This is a genomic window from Bordetella sp. 2513F2, from assembly GCF_054642735.1.
This window is the reverse complement of record NZ_CM137755.1, coordinates 2091315-2107017: the sequence shown is the minus strand read 5'-3', so window position 1 is coordinate 2107017 and position 15703 is coordinate 2091315. Positions and strand designations below refer to the sequence as shown.

Annotated in this window: 13 protein-coding genes; 2 read left to right on the top strand and 11 right to left on the bottom strand. The window is 71.1% G+C overall.

All coding sequences use genetic code 11. The annotated features are described in order from the left end of the window. The first annotated feature begins 47 nt into the window (after window positions 1-47). Window positions 48-539 carry a DUF421 domain-containing protein gene (locus ACYBYQ_RS09915; protein ID WP_459618575.1) on the top strand — a complete coding sequence of 164 codons (492 nt, stop codon included), beginning with the start codon at window positions 48-50 and terminating at the stop codon, window positions 537-539. Here ACYBYQ_RS09915 and ACYBYQ_RS09910 read toward each other — a convergent pair. The 11 genes from ACYBYQ_RS09910 to ACYBYQ_RS09860 all read right to left on the bottom strand — a co-directional run bounded on the left by ACYBYQ_RS09910 (window position 494) and on the right by ACYBYQ_RS09860 (window position 13622). Next, entirely contained in the window at window positions 494-1507 is a 1014-nt protein-coding gene (locus ACYBYQ_RS09910; RefSeq protein ID WP_459618574.1) for a UDP-glucuronic acid decarboxylase family protein, read from the bottom strand. The two genes, ACYBYQ_RS09915 and ACYBYQ_RS09910, sit on opposite strands and share 46 nt — an antisense overlap. Next, the gene (locus ACYBYQ_RS09905) at window positions 1504-2463 is read right to left on the bottom strand and encodes a glycosyltransferase (RefSeq protein ID WP_459618573.1); all 960 of its coding nucleotides are present in this window, start codon (window positions 2461-2463) and stop codon (window positions 1504-1506) included. Before ACYBYQ_RS09905 ends, ACYBYQ_RS09910 begins: the two co-directional genes overlap by 4 nt. After that, window positions 2460-3512 (bottom strand): glycosyltransferase family 9 protein, encoded by a 1053-nt coding sequence (locus ACYBYQ_RS09900; protein WP_459618572.1) that lies wholly within the window; start codon window positions 3510-3512, stop codon window positions 2460-2462. The genes ACYBYQ_RS09905 and ACYBYQ_RS09900 overlap by 4 nt, the downstream gene beginning before the upstream one ends. Next, the gene (locus ACYBYQ_RS09895) at window positions 3509-4501 is read right to left on the bottom strand and encodes a glycosyltransferase family 2 protein (RefSeq protein WP_459618571.1); all 993 of its coding nucleotides are present in this window, start codon (window positions 4499-4501) and stop codon (window positions 3509-3511) included. Before ACYBYQ_RS09895 ends, ACYBYQ_RS09900 begins: the two co-directional genes overlap by 4 nt. Beyond that, window positions 4498-6234, bottom strand: a complete 1737-nt coding sequence (locus ACYBYQ_RS09890) for a carbamoyltransferase family protein (RefSeq protein ID WP_459618570.1) — start codon at window positions 6232-6234, stop codon at window positions 4498-4500. Before ACYBYQ_RS09890 ends, ACYBYQ_RS09895 begins: the two co-directional genes overlap by 4 nt. 54 nt (window positions 6235-6288) lie before the next feature. Then, on the bottom strand, window positions 6289-7404 hold the full coding sequence (locus ACYBYQ_RS09885) for a glycosyltransferase family 9 protein (RefSeq protein ID WP_459618569.1): 1116 nt from the start codon (window positions 7402-7404) through the stop codon (window positions 6289-6291). A 209-nt stretch (window positions 7405-7613) separates the two neighbouring features. Next, window positions 7614-8183: a D-glycero-alpha-D-manno-heptose-1,7-bisphosphate 7-phosphatase gene (locus ACYBYQ_RS09880; protein ID WP_459618568.1), complete on the bottom strand. Its 570-nt coding sequence runs from the start codon at window positions 8181-8183 to the stop codon at window positions 7614-7616. Further along, window positions 8174-8908 carry an SDR family oxidoreductase gene (locus ACYBYQ_RS09875; protein WP_459618567.1) on the bottom strand — a complete coding sequence of 245 codons (735 nt, stop codon included), beginning with the start codon at window positions 8906-8908 and terminating at the stop codon, window positions 8174-8176. Before ACYBYQ_RS09875 ends, ACYBYQ_RS09880 begins: the two co-directional genes overlap by 10 nt. A gap of 25 nt (window positions 8909-8933) precedes the next feature. Beyond that, window positions 8934-10202, bottom strand: coding sequence for a glycosyltransferase family 4 protein (locus tag ACYBYQ_RS09870; RefSeq protein WP_459618566.1), 1269 nt, complete (start codon window positions 10200-10202; stop codon window positions 8934-8936). 180 nt (window positions 10203-10382) lie between these two features. Next, entirely contained in the window at window positions 10383-13106 is a 2724-nt protein-coding gene (locus ACYBYQ_RS09865) for an ATP-binding cassette domain-containing protein (RefSeq protein ID WP_459618565.1), read from the bottom strand. A 9-nt stretch (window positions 13107-13115) separates the two neighbouring features. Next, window positions 13116-13622, bottom strand: a complete 507-nt coding sequence (locus tag ACYBYQ_RS09860; RefSeq protein ID WP_459618564.1) for a hypothetical protein — start codon at window positions 13620-13622, stop codon at window positions 13116-13118. Window positions 13623-14155: 533 nt separating this feature from the next. On the opposite strand from ACYBYQ_RS09860, the gene glgA reads away from it, so the two are divergent. Then, on the top strand, window positions 14156-15703 hold the full coding sequence (gene glgA, locus ACYBYQ_RS09855; protein ID WP_459618563.1) for a glycogen synthase GlgA: 1548 nt from the start codon (window positions 14156-14158) through the stop codon (window positions 15701-15703).

The window sequence follows — 15703 nt, the reverse complement described above, 5'->3', positions numbered from 1 at the left end:
GATCGGCACGGCCGCAGGACCCGGCCGCTTGCGAGAAGGAGTACGGCATGACACTGCTACCTGACTGGTCGGGCATGTTCGCCCTGACCCTCTCCCCCATCGAGATCGTCCTGCGGGGCACCGCGGTCTACTGGTTCATCTTCGTGCTGCTGCGGGTGGCGGGCCGGCGCGACATCGGCTCCATGGGGGTGGCCGACATGCTGGTGCTGGTGCTGATTGCCGATGCGGCACAGAACGCCATGGCGGGAGAGTCCAGCTCCATCTCGGATGGCCTGGTGCTGGTCGCGACCATCGTGGGCTGGACGTTCCTGATCGACCGCCTCAGCTACATGTTCCCCAGGCTGGGCAACATGCTCACGCCGCAGCGCGTATGCCTGGTGAAGGATGGCAGGATCCAGCTGCGCAACCTGCGGCGCGAGTACATCACCACCGACGAGCTGCTGGCCGAACTGCGCCTGAAGGGCGTGTCCGACCTGTCTACCGTGCGCATGGCCTATATGGAATCCACGGGCGAGATCAGCGTCCTGCGCAAGTCCTGAGCGCCGCCCTTCCGCCCGAAGCGTTCCGCGAAATAGGCTACGGTGCGCGGTAGGCCTTCCGCGGCGTCCACGCGCGGCTCCCAGCCCAGCAGGCGCCGCGCCAGCGCGATGTCGGGGCGCCTGCGCGTGGGATCCTCTCCGGGCAGGGGCCGGAACACGATGCGCGGCGGCTGCCCCACGGCCTCGGCCACGCGTTCGGCGATCTCCAGCATGGTCATCTCCTGCGGATTGCCCAGGTTCACCGGGCCCGCGTGCTCGTGCGGGCTCTCCATCAGCCGCACCAGCCCCTCGATGAGATCATCCACATAACAGAACGACCGCGTCTGCCGGCCATCGCCGTAGACCGTGAGCGGCTCGCCGCGCAATGCCTGGACGATGAAGTTCGACACCACCCGCCCGTCGTTGGGCGCCATGTGGGGGCCGTAGGTGTTGAAGATGCGCGCGATCCGCACCGACACGCCGGCCCGGTCGTACAGCGAGAACAGCGTCTCGGCGCAGCGCTTGCCTTCGTCATAGCAGGCGCGCGGCCCCACCGGATTGACGTTGCCGCGGTACTGCTCGCGCTGCGGATGTTCCAGCGGATCGCCGTAGACCTCGCTGGTGGAGGCCTGCAGCACGCGGGCGCGGCAGCGCTGGGCCAGCTCCAGCACCCGCAGCGCGCCCAGCACACAGGTGCGTGTGGTGCCGATGGCGTCGGCCTGGTAATGCACCGGCGAGGCCGGGCAGGCCAGGTTGTAGATGCGGTCGACGCGCGTATCCAGCGGCTCGGTGACGTCCTGGCGCAGCAGCGTGAACCGGGGATGGCCCTGCAGCGGGGCCACGTTGCGCAGGTCGCCCGTCTGCAGGTTGTCCAGGCACAGCACGGTGTCGCCCTGCGCCAGCAGCCTGGCGCACAGGTGCGAGCCGAGGAAGCCGGCGCCGCCGGTCACCAGCACGCGCCGGCCTTGGGTTTCGGTGTTCGCATTCATCGTTGGACTCCCAGAGTGCGGAACAGGTCCAGCCAGTCGGACACGAAGCGGTCCATGGCGAAGCGCCGGCGCGCCATTTCCCGCCCGGCGGCGCCCACCCGCGCCGCCTCGTCCGGTTGCTCGCACAGGTGCAGGGCCGCTTCGCGCAGCCTGTCGACCCGCGTGTCGACGTAGCCGTCGAGCCCGTCGGTGATGACGCAGGGCAGCTCTCCCGCGGCATAGCCCACGACGGGCACGCCGCAGAGCATGGCCTCGATCAGCGACAGCCCCAGGCTGGTGTAGCGTATCGGGCTGAAGTAGAAGCGGTAGCGCGCCATGAAGGCCGCAACCTCCATGTTGGGCACTTCGCCCAGCCCCCCGCTGCGCTCCGAATCCATGCCGATCAGGTCCAGCGGCACGCTGCGCGCCATCTCGGCATAAAGGTCTGCTCCCATGCGCCGGCCGCGCCGCTCCAGGTGGTTGATCACGACGATGCCGCGGGCCAGCTCGCCGCTGTACGCCACGCCCTGAGGCACCGGCACGCCATGCTCGATGAGGCGCGCCGGCACGCCGGAGCGGTCCCACATCTCGGCGTTGTAGCCCGTCACGTGGACCAGCACGCCGCGCGGATGGTGGAACGGATGCACCGTGTCGGTGGGATGCGGCAGCGGCGGATTGTGCTCCAGGAAGGCGCAGGGCAGCGCGCGCTGCGCGTCCGTGAGCAGCGCGTCGGCGTCCTCGAGGTTCTGCGCCGACTGGTACAGCACGCAGTCGAACTGTGTGTCGCGCACGCGCTCCGCCGGGATCTCGCGTATGTTGGCCGGCCAGGGTATGCGCGTGCCCAGCGGCGCATAGCCCGGCCGCGGCGGATCCGTTACCGGCACCAGGAATTCGTGCCGGACGTGCGACAGCGAATACAGGTAATTGCCGTGCACGTGCCACGTGAGGATCCTCAATCGGTGCGTCTCGGCGCTCATGCCACCTCCTCCAGTCGTTCGCGTATCGTCGCCAGCACCCGCTGCGCCGGCACGTCCAGCGCGCAGCGGTGGCCCACCGGACAGACGTCATGGCTGCACGGCCGGCACGGCGCGTCGGCCCACAGCACGGTGTGGCGCCGGGCATCCAGGGGGGCCCAGCGCCGCACGTCGCTGCCCGAGGCCACCACCACGCTGGGCGCGCCCACGGCCGCACAGACGTGCGAGATGCCGGTATCGTTGCAGACCGCCAGCCGGCAACGCGACAGCAGCGCAGCCAGGCTGCCCAGCGTCGTGCGCCCGCCCAGGTCGGTGGCGCCGGCCGCGCCGCCCTCCAGCACCTGGCGCCGGATGGGCGCCTCGTCGGACGTGCCCGTCAGCGCCACCTGCCAGCCGTCGCGCAGCAGGCTGGCGGCCACCGCCCCGAACCGCTCGGCGGGCCAGCGTCGCGACGCCAGCCGCGCCCCGGGGTGCACCACGATCGTACGAGCGGGCTCCAGCCCGGCAGCCAGGAACAGCTGGCTGGCGGCCTCGTGGTCGGCGGCCTGCAGCGGCAGCTCCAGCTGCGTGCCGGCATCGCCGATGCCGAGATGGCGCAGCAGCGCCAGATAGCGCAACGGCTCGGGCAGATCGTCCGGCCAGGGCAGGAATCGTCCCGCCTGCGCCATGGCGGGGTCCGGCACGAATCCGGCCCAGCGGCGCGCGCCCAGCTCCCGCACCACCGCGTTGGACTGGGCGCCGCTGCCGTGCATCTGCAAGGCCAGGTCGAAGCGGCGGGCACGGGCCTGCGCGTAGAACGCGGGCAGCGCGGCCTCGTCGGGCGGCTGTTCCGGAAATGCGGAAAGCCCCGGAAAAGACATCCAGTCATCGATATAGCGCGCGTAGCGCCGCCTGAATTCCCCGCCGTCGCCCAGCCCGATCAGGGTGACATGGGCATGCGGCCATGCACGGCGCAGGGCCCGCAGCGCCGGGACGGCGCACAGCATGTCGCCCAGCTGCAGCGCGCGGAACACCGCCACGCGGCGCGGTGCATCGGCAGGCCACGGCATCATGGGAACCTCCAGCCATAGCGGAACAGGCCCACCATGCGCCAGCCCACCGAGAGCACCGGGATCGCCGCCGAGGTGAGCGCCAGCTCGAGCACGTGGGCCGGCGCGCGGGACAGTCCGCGCAGCCGCTTGCCGAAGAACCAGGCCGTGAGCCCCAGCCAGCCCAGGGCGCACACTGCGGCCACCCGCCACGCGCCCGCCAGCGCCGCGGCCAGCGCGGCAAGCAGCAAAGCGCTGGCGGAAAGATAGAACCAGGGCGGATGCCGGCGCACGCGGGCGCGATAGAGCTGCGGATGCTTGGCATAGAGCAGCGTGTCGTACATGACTTTGCGCTGCATGCGCAGGCTCACGCCGAAAGGCGCGGGCCGGATCGGATGGCAGACGCGCGCGGCCGGCGCGGATTCCACCCGCATGCCGCGCTCCAGCAGCGTGAAGTGCAGGTCGGAATCCTCGCGCCAGGCGATCTCGAAGCGCTCGTCGAAACCGCCCACCGCCTGCAGCGCCGCCCGCCGCACGAAGCAGTTCGCCGTCGCGAATTCCGCGCGCGCAAGGCCGCTCGCGTCGCGTTCGTAATCGGTGGGCCGCTCGGGCAGCGGCATGTCGATGCCGCCGGCCACCGCGTCCACGTCGGGCCCCATGGCAAGCAGGCCCTGGGCCAGCCAGTCCGGCGCCGGCAGCGTGTCGTCATCGGTGAATGCGATGATGCTGCCGCGCGCGGCGCGCCAGCCGGCGTTGCGCGCCGCCGCCGGGCCCTGCGTGTCGGCAATGGGCAGGTAGCGCACCGCCGGCCCCTCCGGGCCCGCCGCCTCCGCGAACGAGGCAACCGTGTTCCGGGTGGCCGCGCCGGGCTCGTCGTCGCAGACCAGCACTTCGTAGGCCGACGCCGGGAAATCCTGCGCCATGAGCGCCTCCAGGCAGCGCGCCAGCAGCGCGGGACGGCGGTAGGTCGGCACCACCACCGACATCAGGATGGCCTGCCCGCCCATGCTCATTGCGGCTTCTCCACCAGGTAGCTGCCGATCACCAGCGCATCCAGGGGCGACGTCCAGAAGCATTCCAGCGCGTCGCGCGGCGTGCATACCACCGGTTCGCCGCGGGTGTTGAACGAGGTGTTCACCAGCACCGGCACGCCGGTCAGCAGCTCGAAGGCAGCGAGCGTGTCGTAGTAGCGCGGATTCTGCTCCCGCCTGACCGTCTGCACGCGCGCCGTGCCGTCGACGTGGCGCACGGCCGGTATGCGCGCGGCGCGCTCCGGCAGCACGTCGTACACGAACAGCATGTAAGGCGCCCTGATGCCGGGCTTGCCGCGCGCGTCGAACCACTCATGGGCCCGCTCTTCCATCACGACCGGCGCCACCGGCCGGAAGTCCTCGCGGTCTTTCAGGCCGTTGAGGCGCTGCTGCATGGCGGCATCCAGCGGCGAAGCGAGGATGGAGCGCGCGCCCAGCGCGCGCGGCCCGAATTCCATGCGCCCCTGGAACCAGCCCAGGATCTTGTCCTGTGCCAGCAGGCTGGCGGCCGCGGCGGCCACGTCGTCGAGGCGCCGGTACGGCACCCGCGACATCTTGAGGAAAGTCTCGATCTCGTCATCGTCGTAGGACGGGCCCAGGTAGGCGTGCTCCATGCGCCAGGCGCGGCCGCCCTGCCGTCTGGCATCGTCCACATAGAGCGCGGCGCCCAGCGCGGTGCCGGCATCGCCGGCGGCCGGCTGCACCCATACGTCGTCGTAGGGGCCGTCCTTGGCCAGCCGGGCATTCATCACGCAGTTCAGCGCCACCCCGCCCGCCATGCAGAGGTGCCGCGCACCCGTCTGCCGGTGCAGCCAGTCGGCCATGTGCAGCACGGTTTCCTCCAGCACGTACTGCAGCGAACGGGCGATGTCCTGGTGGCGCGGCTCGAACGGCGCGCCGCGCGAGCGCGCCGGCCCGAAGCGCTCCACCAGGCGTGCCGGCGCCAGCGCATAGCCGCCCTCCTCGTCCAGCCGCACGATCTCGCGGAAGGCATCGCGATGCCGCGGCTCGCCATACGAAGCCAACGCCATCACCTTGTATTCGTCGGACGAGCGCAGAAAGCCCAGGTACGCCGTCACGTCTTCGTAGAGCAGCCCGAGGGAGTGCGGCAGGCAGACCTGCTTGATGCGCGTGTAGCGGCCGTCGCGATAATGGCCGTAGCTGGTGGTGGCCGCTTCCCCGCGGCCGTCCAGCGTGAGCACGGCGCAATCATCGTAGGGGCTCGCGAGGTAGGCGCTGGCCTCGTGCGCCAGGTGATGCTCCACGTAGGTCCAGCGCTCCTGGATCTGCGCCAGGTCCACGGCGGCGAAACGCGCCGACAGGTGGTGCGGCGCGCCGTCGCGCAGCTGCCTCGGCGCATTGATGATGTACGACAGGAACAGCGCATCCCAGGGCGTGCCCTGGCCCTCGGCCTGCCCGGCGCGCGACGGCTCCAGCGGCAGCGAGATGCTGTCCCCTTGCACGCCCGGCACCTGCAGACGCGAAGGATCGAAGGCGTAGGCGATGTGGTCCACGTCGCCCAGGCCGATGCCGGCCTCGCGCAGGCAGTAGTCGATGGCGTGGTGGGGCAGCTGCCAGGCCGTGAACGGCACGGGCCGCTTGCCGTGCTTGATGCGCGTGAAGCGCTCCTCTTCTGCGGCAGCCAGCACGACGCCGTCGCGGACCAGCGCTGCCGAACAATCGTGGAACGCCGCGTTGATGCCCAAGGTATACATGTCTGTCTCCCTCGCTATGTGAAATGGCCCATGCGGGCTGCCGCGATGCGCCGCCTATGCGGCGGCGCGCAGTCCGTGACGCCCGCGCGCCTGCGCCAGCAGTTCGCGGGCGGCCTGCACCACCGCCTCCGGCGGCACCTCGGCCAGGCAGGCGTGATGCCCTTCCGGACAGCTGCTGCGATAGCAGTTGCGGCACGGCACATCGTGGTAGAGCAGGCGATGCGGCGTCTGCCAGGGCGCATGCTGGGGATTGGTGAGCGCGTACAGGTCCGCCACCGGCACGCCCAGCGCGGCGCCGATGTGCGCCGGCCCGCTGTTGTTGCATACCAGCACCGCCGCGCCTTCGATCGCCGCGCCCAGTTCGCCCAGCCCCAGCTGCCCGGAGAGGTCGACCAGCCCGGGCATGCGCGCGCGGCGCGCGGCCAGCTCCGGGCCCAGGTCGTCGTCCTCGGGCCGGCCCAGCAGCAGCACGCGCAGGCCCTCCCCGTGCAAGGCTTCGATGGCCTGGGCCAGCAGCGGCCCCGGGTAGCGCCGCGACGCCGCCGTGGCGCCGCCGTGCACCGCGATCCATGCTTCGTTCTCTGCCACGCCATAGGTGCGCAGGCGGGCGCGCAAGGCACGCCGGCCGGCTTCCGGCACGCGGAACGACAACCGTGTGTCCTCGGCCTGCGCGCCCACGGCAGCCACCAGATCCAGCTGGCGCTGCACCTCGTGGCGCGAGCCTTCGGTGCTGTCCGTTTCGCGCTGCCAGTCGCTGATCAGCCGATAGGGGTTCTCGCGGCAATGCGCGAGCACCCGCGGCACGCCCGCCAGGTGGCAGAGCAGCGCCGCCGGCAGCGGGCTCTGGCTATACACCGTGAAGATCACCGCCGCGTCCGGGCGGAACTCGCGTATGCGGTCCAGCGCCTCCAGGTCGGCATGATTGCCCGTGGCGCCATTGCGCACCCAGGCGCAGTCGTAGCGCAGCACGGTGTCGATTTCCGGGATGTAAGGCGCCACCGCCGCGCCGGCGGACGACGTCAGCAGGGCTATGGTGCGCTGCGGCCCGCTCTGCTTCAACGCGCGGATCGCCGGCGTGGACATCAGCAGGTCGCCCATCCCGTCGAGCCGGACGCAGAGTATGCGCCGCGCATCCCGCCAGGCGGCGTGTTCGCTCTTGAAAAAGCTCATGGCGCCCCCTTGGCGCTACGCGCCGTCCCCCCGAGGGGGAATTCGCCCTTGAAGCGGTTCTGCGGGCTCATGGCGCCCCCTTGGCGCTGCGCGCCGTCCCCCCGAGGGGGAATTCGCCCTTGAAGCGGTTCTGCGGGCTCATGGCGCCCCCTTGGCGCTGCGCGCCGTCCCCCCGAGGGGGAATTCGCCCTTGAAGCGGTTCTGCGGGCTCATGCTGCCTCCGGCAATGAGCCCCGGAGGGCGGGGACGATGAGGCGGGCGGCGGCGGCGAGGTCGGGGACGCGCAGGGTGGGATGGCGCATGGGGCCGGGCCGCCATACGGTTTCGTTGCCCACGTCGAGCAGCACGCTGCGGCAGCCGGCGCGGTTGCCGGCCTCGACGTCGTCGAGGATGTCGCCCACCATCCAGGACCGCGCCAGGTCCACGCCGTGGTCCGCCGCGGCCCGCTGCAGCAGGCCGGGCGCGGGCTTGCGGCAGGCGCAGCCGTCTCCGCCGGGCGCATGGGGGCAGTAGTAGAAGTCGGCGAGCCGGGCGCCGGCGGCGCGGAACATCGCGGCCAGGCGCAGCTTCACCGCCTGCAGCGCCGTCTCGCGAAACCGGCCCAGCGCCACGCCCGGCTGGTTGCTGACGACGATCAGCGGCACGCCGGCGGCGCCGAGCCGGCACAGGCCGGCATAGGCGCCGGGCGCGAAATGCATGCGTGCCGGGTCCACGTTGTAGGGTTCGTCGACCAGCAGGGTGCCGTCCTTGTCCAGGAATACCGCGGGCCTCAGGGCCATGACGTCTCCCGCATCGGCAGCACCATCACTTCGGGCACCACGGTCTCCGCCGGCTGCGTGAGCACGAAACGCACCGCGCGCGCCACGTTGGCCGGATCCTGCAGGCAGCCGGTGTCGATGTCGGGGAAGCGGTCCAGCAGGAACGGCGTGCGCATGCCCCCTGCCAGCACGGCGCAGACCTTCAGCCCGGCCGCGCGCAGCTCGGCATGCAGCGCATTCGACAGCCCGAGCAGGCCCCACTTGCTTGCATGGTAGGCGCTGGCGTTGGGCCAGGCCCGCCGCGCCGCGGTGGATGCGATGTTCACGATGTAGCCGCCGGGCGAGAGTTCCTGCTTGGCCAGCTTCGCCATCAGGAACGGCCCGGTCAGGTTGGTGCGCAGCACGCGCTCCCAATCCTCCACCGACAGCTCGTCGATCGAGGCAGTCACGTCCACGCCGGCGTTGTTGACCACCGCGTCGAGCTTGCCGAAATGCTGGCGCGTGGCCTCCAGCGCTGCGCGGATGTCGTCGGCGGAACCGACGTCCATGGGCACCGCCATGGCGTCGGCACCCTGGGACTTGAGCGACTGCGCCACGTCCCGGGCCCGGTCGGCCTTCAGGTCCGCGACCACCACGCCGGCGCCCTCGCCGGCCAGCATCTCGCAGATGGCCGTGCCCAGGCCGCTGGCGCCTCCGGTGACCAGCACCACGCGGCCTGACAGCGTTTCCATCATGTTCTGCTGCATATCGGAACTCCCTCGGTTGGCAATGTCAGTTGGCAATGGCGTAGACGGGGTGGGCCACGGCGCCGCCGCGCGCCACGCGGCCATAGGCATCGAGCAGGGCCTGCCCCACCTTCTCCCAGGTATAGAGGCGGTGCACGCGGCGCCTGCCCGCTTCGCCCATGCGCCGGCCCAGTTCCGGATCGCGCGCCAGGGCCGCCAGGCGGCCGGCCAGGGCATTGGGATCGCGCGGCGGCACCAGGAAACCCGTCTGGCCATGCACCACCGTGCTGCGTATGCCGCCGGTATCCGCGCCCACCACGGGCCGTCCGCAGGCCATGGCCTCCACCGGCGTGATGCCGAACGGCTCGTACCACGGCGTGGTCACGAACACGTCGCTCGCGGCGTAGTACGGGCTCAGTTCGTTGCGGTCGCGGCGCCCGGTGAAGGTCACGTGCTCGAACACGCCTTCTTCGCGCGCGATGGCGCGCAGGCGCGCCAGCTCCGGCGTGCGCCGCTCGCAGGGTTCGGTGGCGTTGCCGCCCACCACGCACAGCCTGGCCGCGATGCCGTGGTGCTGGCGCAGCCGGGCCAGCGCGCGGATCACGTTGTCCACGCCCTTGCGCGGCACGAGCCGGCCAAGCTGGAGGATATGGAACACGTCGTCGGGCCAGCCCAGCGCTTCGCGCGCCCGGCCGCGATCGACCGGCGCCAGTTCGGCGGGATCGAAGCCGCACGGCACGATGGCGATGCGGCCCGGGTCGGCGCCGTACAGCTCCAGCAGGTCCTGCCTGTCCTGCGGGCATTCGGCCACGATCAGGTCGGCGTGCCTGACCACCTCGTCCTCGATGGCGAAGCGTTCGTCGGGAAATCCGTCGTCCTCGCGCTGGTGCAGGCGGCGCACCCGCCCCAGCGCATGGAACGTCACCACCAGCGGCACGCCGTGCCGCCGCGATGCCGGCAGCGCAGCGAGCGCCGACATGAAGAAATTGGCGTGGATCACGTCGTAGGGCCGGGCCATGCCGGCCATGCGGCGCGACAGGTACCAGCCGAAGGCCTCCATGTGCGACAGCAGCTGTTCCTTGGGCAGGTAACGCGCCGGTCCCGCCGGCACGTGGATCACGTTCACGCCCGGCGCCCACGGCACCGTGGAAGGCTGGGCCGGGTCGTCCCGGCGGGTATAGACGTCGACCTCGCAGCCGGCCGCTGCCAGCTGGCGGGCCACGTTGGCCACATAGACGTTCTGCCCTCCGCTGTCGATACTGCCTGGCTGCGCCAGCGGGGAAGCATGCTCGCTCACGATCGCGATGCGTTTCATGATTGGCTCCATCGGTAAGAAGACGAAGACCCTCACGGCGGGCAGCCCGCGCCGCCAGGGCCGGATCACGCCCTATGGCGCAAGAGCCGTGCCCACCGGACCGCGTCCGGCCTGCAGCGGTATATCGAAGCACTTCTTACACGGCGGCGTAAGAACGACGCAGAAGCGGCTCTCGGCTTGTCAAGCGTCGCGTTGCGCCGGCGCATCGTCGCCCGGGGGGCGCTCCGGCAACGCCAGGGCGTGCACCGTGCCGACGAGTTCGCGCGTGTCGGCAGGCTTGGCCAGGTGCACCTGGAAGCCCGCCAGCAGCGCGCGCAGCCGTTCCGAGCCCGAGGCATGTCCCGACAGCGCGATCGCCGGCATGCGCCGCGCCAGGGGCACGCCGCGCTCGGCTTCGAGGGCCCGGATCTGGCGCATCAGTTCGAAGCCGTCGGTGTCGCCTCCCAGGGACAGGTCGCACACCATGGCCCGCGGCCACTGGCCCGGCTCCCGCGCATGCAGTGCCTGCAGCGCGCCTGCCGCGTCGGCATACGACATCGGCGAAGCGCCATGCTCGGCCAGCACGGCGGCGATCATTTCCCTTGCCTCTTCCTGGTCGTCCACCACCAGCACCGCGGCGCCGCGCAGGTCCAGCTCGCCGCGGTTGTCCTCGGGCCGGCGCACGTCGTCGAGCGCGCGCAGCGGGAAATCCAGCTGGTAGCTGCATTCGCCGCCGGGCTCGCGCAGTTCCGTGGCGGTGCCGCCCACGCGCTGCGCGCGCACCGCAACCTCGTCCGGCGAGAGCGCCGCCGCCTCTCGCAGGCTCTCGGGGATCTCGTCGAGATAGGCATGCGCCACGGCGGCTGCCCCCTCGGCGCGCCCGTCGGTGACCACCAGCCGCGCCATCGCATCGTGGCGCTGCAGCCTGAGCGCGATGCGGCCCGGGCCCGGCGTGACCGCAACGGCATGCGCGCACAGGTCCCAGAGCAGCTGCTGCAGCAGGCTCGGATCGCCGGTGATGCGCGCGGCCTCCGGATCGATGGCGGCATACACGCTCACGCCCTTGGCCTCGCTGGGTCCGCGCAGCGCGTCCAGCACGCCCGCCAGCAGCGTGGCCAGGTTCACGGGCTGGCGGCTGGGCGCGCCGACGGCGTCCTCCAGCGCATTCTGCTGGCGCTGCAGGGCCCACATCTGCGCGTACATGCCGCCGGCCTCCAGCAGCGAGGCGTGGGTGCCGGACTCCACGATGCGGCCATGGTCCAGCACCAGGATCTGGTCGGCGTCGATGATGGTGGAAAGGCGGTGGGCGATGATCAGCGTGCTGCGGTTCTGCGCGATGCGGTCGAGCTCTCCCTGGATGGCGCGCTCGGTGCGCGTGTCCAGCGCCGACGTGGCCTCGTCGAACACCATGATGGGCGGGTTCTTCAGCAGCGCCCGCGCGATGGCGATGCGCTGGCGCTCTCCGCCTGAGAGCTTCACGCCGCGCTCGCCCACCGGCGTGTCGTAACCGGCCGGCAGGGCCGCGATGAAATCGTGCACCCGCGCGCCCTGCGCGGCCTCGCGCACGGCGTCGAGGTCGGCGTCGGGCTGGCCGTAGGCAATGTTGTAGGCAATGCTGTCGTTGAAGAGCTGCGTGTCCTGCGGCACGATGCCCAGCGCGCGCCGCAGGCTGGCCCGGTTCACGCTGCGCAGGTCCTGCCCGTCGATCAGCACCCGGCCGGCGGTGGGATCGTAGAAGCGGAACAGCAGGCGTCCCACCGTGGATTTTCCCGAGCCGCTGCCGCCGACGATGGCCACGGTGGCGCCCGCGGGCACGGTGAAGCTCACGTCCCAGAGCACGTTGCGCGCAGGGTCATAGCCGAAGCTGACGTTCTCGAAGCGTATCTCCCCGCCCCGCACCTGCAGGTCCGGCAGCCCCGGCTCGCTGCCTGCCTCGGGCGGCTGCAGCAGCAGTTCACACACCCGCTCCGCATTGATCAGCGCATCCTTGGCCTGGCGGAAGATCAGCCCCAGCGTGTTCAGCGGCAGGCATATCTGGATCATGTAGGCGTTGATCAGCACCAGGTCGCCCACGGTGAGTTCGCGCTGGGCCACCTGCTGGCCCGCCAGCAGCATCACCAGCGCCACCCCGCCCGCGATGATGGCGCTCTGGCCGATGTGCAGCCGCGACAGCGAGCGCTGGTTGAGCACGCCCACGTCTATCCATTCCTCCAGTACGCTGCCCACGCGCCGGGCCTCCATCGACTCGTTGGCATGCACCTTGACGGCTTCGTAGTTGAGCAGGCTGTCGACGATGCGTCCGCCTGCACGCGAATCGAGGTCGTTCAGCTCGCGCTGCAGGATGGCGCGGCGCTCCGTGAGGACGTAGGTATAGGTGAAATACGCGGCGAAGGTCACGCCGACGATGAGCGCGTATCCCTGGCTGTAGCCCAGCACCAGGATGACGACCACCGACACGATCTCGACCAGGGTCGGCAGCAGCGTGAAGAGCGCGGGGCCGATGAGGTAGCCCACGCCGACAGTGCCGCGCTCGATGTCGCGCGCGAGCGCGCCGGTCTGCCGTGAACCATGGAAGCGTGCGCCCAGCCGCTGGATGTGGTCGAACACGCGCAGCGTGAAGTCCGCCACGGTGGTCTGCGCGACCCGCACGAAGACCAGGTCGCGCAGCTCGGTGAACAGGCCGCCGGCAAAGCGCAGCGCCGCATAGCCCAGCAGCAGGAACACCGGCACGGCAGCCGCGCCGGCGGGCGTGCCCAGCACATCGACGATGCGCTTGAGCGCCGCCGGCACTGCCACCATGAGCAGCTTGGCCACCACGAGCAGCAGCATGGCCGCCGCCGCCCTGCCGCGGTTGCGCCAGAGCGCCGCCCCCAGCGTGCGCATGACCTCGCGGCGCGCGCCCCCACGGGCAGCTGTGCCAGGCATGGCCTTGCGTCACCCCGCCCCGCCGGGGCGCAAGCGGTAATCCTTCAGCACCGCCTTGAAGGCGCACGCCACCATGCCGGCAAAGGCCTCGTCGTACCAGGGCTGCACTCCGCTCACGCCCACCACCAGACCGTCCCGGCACACGCTGCCCCACAGCCCAGCATCGCCGGGCTGCAGCAGATGGGCATGCGTGCTGCAGACGGCATGGCCGTCCAGGCCCGTGCGCCAGCTGAGTTCTGCCTTGTCGCGCGCGTAGGCGGCATAGTCGGCGTCCCAGGCCGCGCGGTCGCCCACGCTGGCTTCGTACAGCACCGCCTCCTCGAATCGGCAGCCGCCCGGCCTGGCCAGGGGATCCATCACCACCACGTGCAGGAACCCGCTTTCGCCGATCCGGGTATCCCGCATGGCCGCCTCGAGCATGGGCATGACCAGCTCCACGGCCCGTGCCGCCGCGCCCCGGTAGTAGGCCCGGGCTTCCCCGGCGTCGCGCATCGCCGTCTCGTCGCGCATCGTCATCCGCTTCCTCCGTCGTGCTGGAACGGGTCGCAGCGCCGCAACCGGCGTGCCCACGAAGACGGGACGGGCCCTGCCCAATTCTGCAGCGGATCGCATCCAAAATTACAAACGCATGCAGCAACGGCGCAGCGTGCAGCGGTCTGGTGATGTCGCGTCACAAATGGCAACAAACCGGGTTTTCGCATGCCCGATGCTGCATCGCGCCATCGGTGCGCCGGACCGGTGCAGCGCAGCGCCTTGTGCGGCCGCTTTCCGGCTGCCTTCTCCCCCGCGCCGCACGCATCGGCGCGTGGTGGCAAGGCTGGCCGTCCATACAGCATTGAAACGTCCATATCGCCTTTCGCATCGGCGAGAAACAGATGCCGCCCCATCCCGCACCAGGCAGTGCATTCATTACGCAGGCGGATACGGTATGCCGGCCTGGCCGGCCGCGTCGGCGCGGCCGTGCTGCCCGGGCACGGCGCTTGCGGGAGGGGGACGACCTTCCCGCCTTTCTCGCCAGATCAAGGCCCCCACACGAGAGGACAGAACTCATGGTGACCGTACATACGCTGATGGTGGTATCCGAAGCCTACCCGCTGGCCAAATCCGGGGGCCTGGGCGACGCCGTGACCGGCATGGCCACGGCGCTGCGCCGCAGCGGGACCGGGGTGGACGTGCTGCTGCCCGCCTATCGCGGCCTGCTCGAACGCCTGGTCGAGCCCAGGCTGGTGGCGCGGCTCTCCGGCCTGCCCGGCGGCGAATCGCTGCTGTATCGCGGCACCTGCCCCGAGACCGGACTGGACATCCTGGCGCTGAGCAACGACACGCTCTACGACCGGCCGGGCCTGTATGTGGACGACGAGGGGCAGGACTATCCCGACAACGCCTGGCGCTATGCCGCGCTGGCCCATGCCGCCGTGCGCATCTGCCTGGGGCTGCCTGGCGAACGCAGGCCCGACGTGGTGCACGCGCACGACTGGCATGCAGGGCTGGTGCCGCTGCTGGTGCGTGCGGTGGGCCTGCGCTATGTGAAGACGGTCTACACCATCCACAACCTGGCCTTCCAGGGGCAATTCCCCCTCGGACTGGCCCGCGAGCTGGGCGTGCCGGCCGATTATTGCGGGCCGGACGGCGTTGCCAGCGGCGACCGTCTCAGCTTCATGAAGGCGGGCATACTCCACGCGGACCGCATCACCACCGTCAGCGAAACCTACGCGCGCGAGATCCTCACGCCGCGCTTCGGCTGCGGCCTGGACGCCCTGCTGCGCAGCCGGGAAGCCGACCTGCACGCGGTTCCCAACGGCATCGACGACACGCTGTGGAACCCGGAGCACGACCCCGCCCTGGGCCGGCATCGCTACAGCGCCGCCAACCTGCGCAACAAGCGCCGCTGCAAGACGGCCCTGCGCCGCGACTTCGGCCTGGCGGATGCGCTCGACGGCCCGGTGCTCGCCATGGGCAGCCGCCTCACGGAACAGAAGATGGCCGACGTGGCCGTGGCCGCGCTGCCGGAAGTCCTGCAGGCGCATCCGGACCTGCAGGTGGTGGTGCTGGGCCGCGGGGATCCGAGGCTGGAACGCGCGCTGCGCGAGGTGGCGCGCAATTTTCCCGGACGCTGCGCGGTGCGCATCGGCTACGACGAAGCCACGGCGCACCGCCTGCATGCCGGCTCGGACATGCTGCTGCACGGCAGCCGCTTCGAGCCTTTCGGGCTTACGCCGCTGTATGCCATGCGCTACGGCTCCGTCCCGGTCGGCTCGCGGGTCGGCGGCATGGCCGACACGATCCGCGACCCCGGCGACGTGGCCGGCATCGATACCGCCAACGGCATCCTGTTCGACGGCGACAGCCCGCAGGCCATGATCGACGCCATTGCGCGCGCGGTGGCGCTGTTCCGCACGCCGCAGCGCTGGCGGACGCTGCAGCGCAACGGCATGACGGGCGATTTCAGCTGGCGTACGTCCGTGCGGCACTACCAGGAACTGTACGAGAGCCTGGCCTCGTGGCCGTCGGCCGAGCGCGTGCCGGCCACCCGCGTGCGCCCGGCTTCGCGTCCGGCAGCGGACCTGCAGCCTGCGGCCCTGCACGCCACGGCATGA

Bases quoted from the DNA above. Each gene is read 5' to 3' on its own strand.
- ACYBYQ_RS09910 (WP_459618574.1), bottom strand. From the start codon at position 1,507: ATGAATGCGAACACCGAAACCCAAGGCCGGCGCGTGCTGGTGACCGGC.
- ACYBYQ_RS09870 (WP_459618566.1), bottom strand. From the start codon at position 10,202: ATGAAACGCATCGCGATCGTGAGCGAGCATGCTTCCCCGCTGGCGCAG.
- ACYBYQ_RS09875 (WP_459618567.1), bottom strand. From the start codon at position 8,908: ATGCAGCAGAACATGATGGAAACGCTGTCAGGCCGCGTGGTGCTGGTC.
- ACYBYQ_RS09900 (WP_459618572.1), bottom strand. From the start codon at position 3,512: ATGATGCCGTGGCCTGCCGATGCACCGCGCCGCGTGGCGGTGTTCCGC.
- ACYBYQ_RS09865 (WP_459618565.1), bottom strand. From the start codon at position 13,106: ATGCCTGGCACAGCTGCCCGTGGGGGCGCGCGCCGCGAGGTCATGCGC.
- ACYBYQ_RS09895 (WP_459618571.1), bottom strand. From the start codon at position 4,501: ATGAGCATGGGCGGGCAGGCCATCCTGATGTCGGTGGTGGTGCCGACC.
- ACYBYQ_RS09880 (WP_459618568.1), bottom strand. From the start codon at position 8,183: ATGGCCCTGAGGCCCGCGGTATTCCTGGACAAGGACGGCACCCTGCTG.
- ACYBYQ_RS09885 (WP_459618569.1), bottom strand. From the start codon at position 7,404: ATGAGCTTTTTCAAGAGCGAACACGCCGCCTGGCGGGATGCGCGGCGC.
- glgA (WP_459618563.1), top strand. From the start codon at position 14,156: ATGGTGACCGTACATACGCTGATGGTGGTATCCGAAGCCTACCCGCTG.
- ACYBYQ_RS09905 (WP_459618573.1), bottom strand. From the start codon at position 2,463: ATGAGCGCCGAGACGCACCGATTGAGGATCCTCACGTGGCACGTGCAC.
- ACYBYQ_RS09860 (WP_459618564.1), bottom strand. From the start codon at position 13,622: ATGACGATGCGCGACGAGACGGCGATGCGCGACGCCGGGGAAGCCCGG.
- ACYBYQ_RS09915 (WP_459618575.1), top strand. From the start codon at position 48: ATGACACTGCTACCTGACTGGTCGGGCATGTTCGCCCTGACCCTCTCC.
- ACYBYQ_RS09890 (WP_459618570.1), bottom strand. From the start codon at position 6,234: ATGTATACCTTGGGCATCAACGCGGCGTTCCACGATTGTTCGGCAGCG.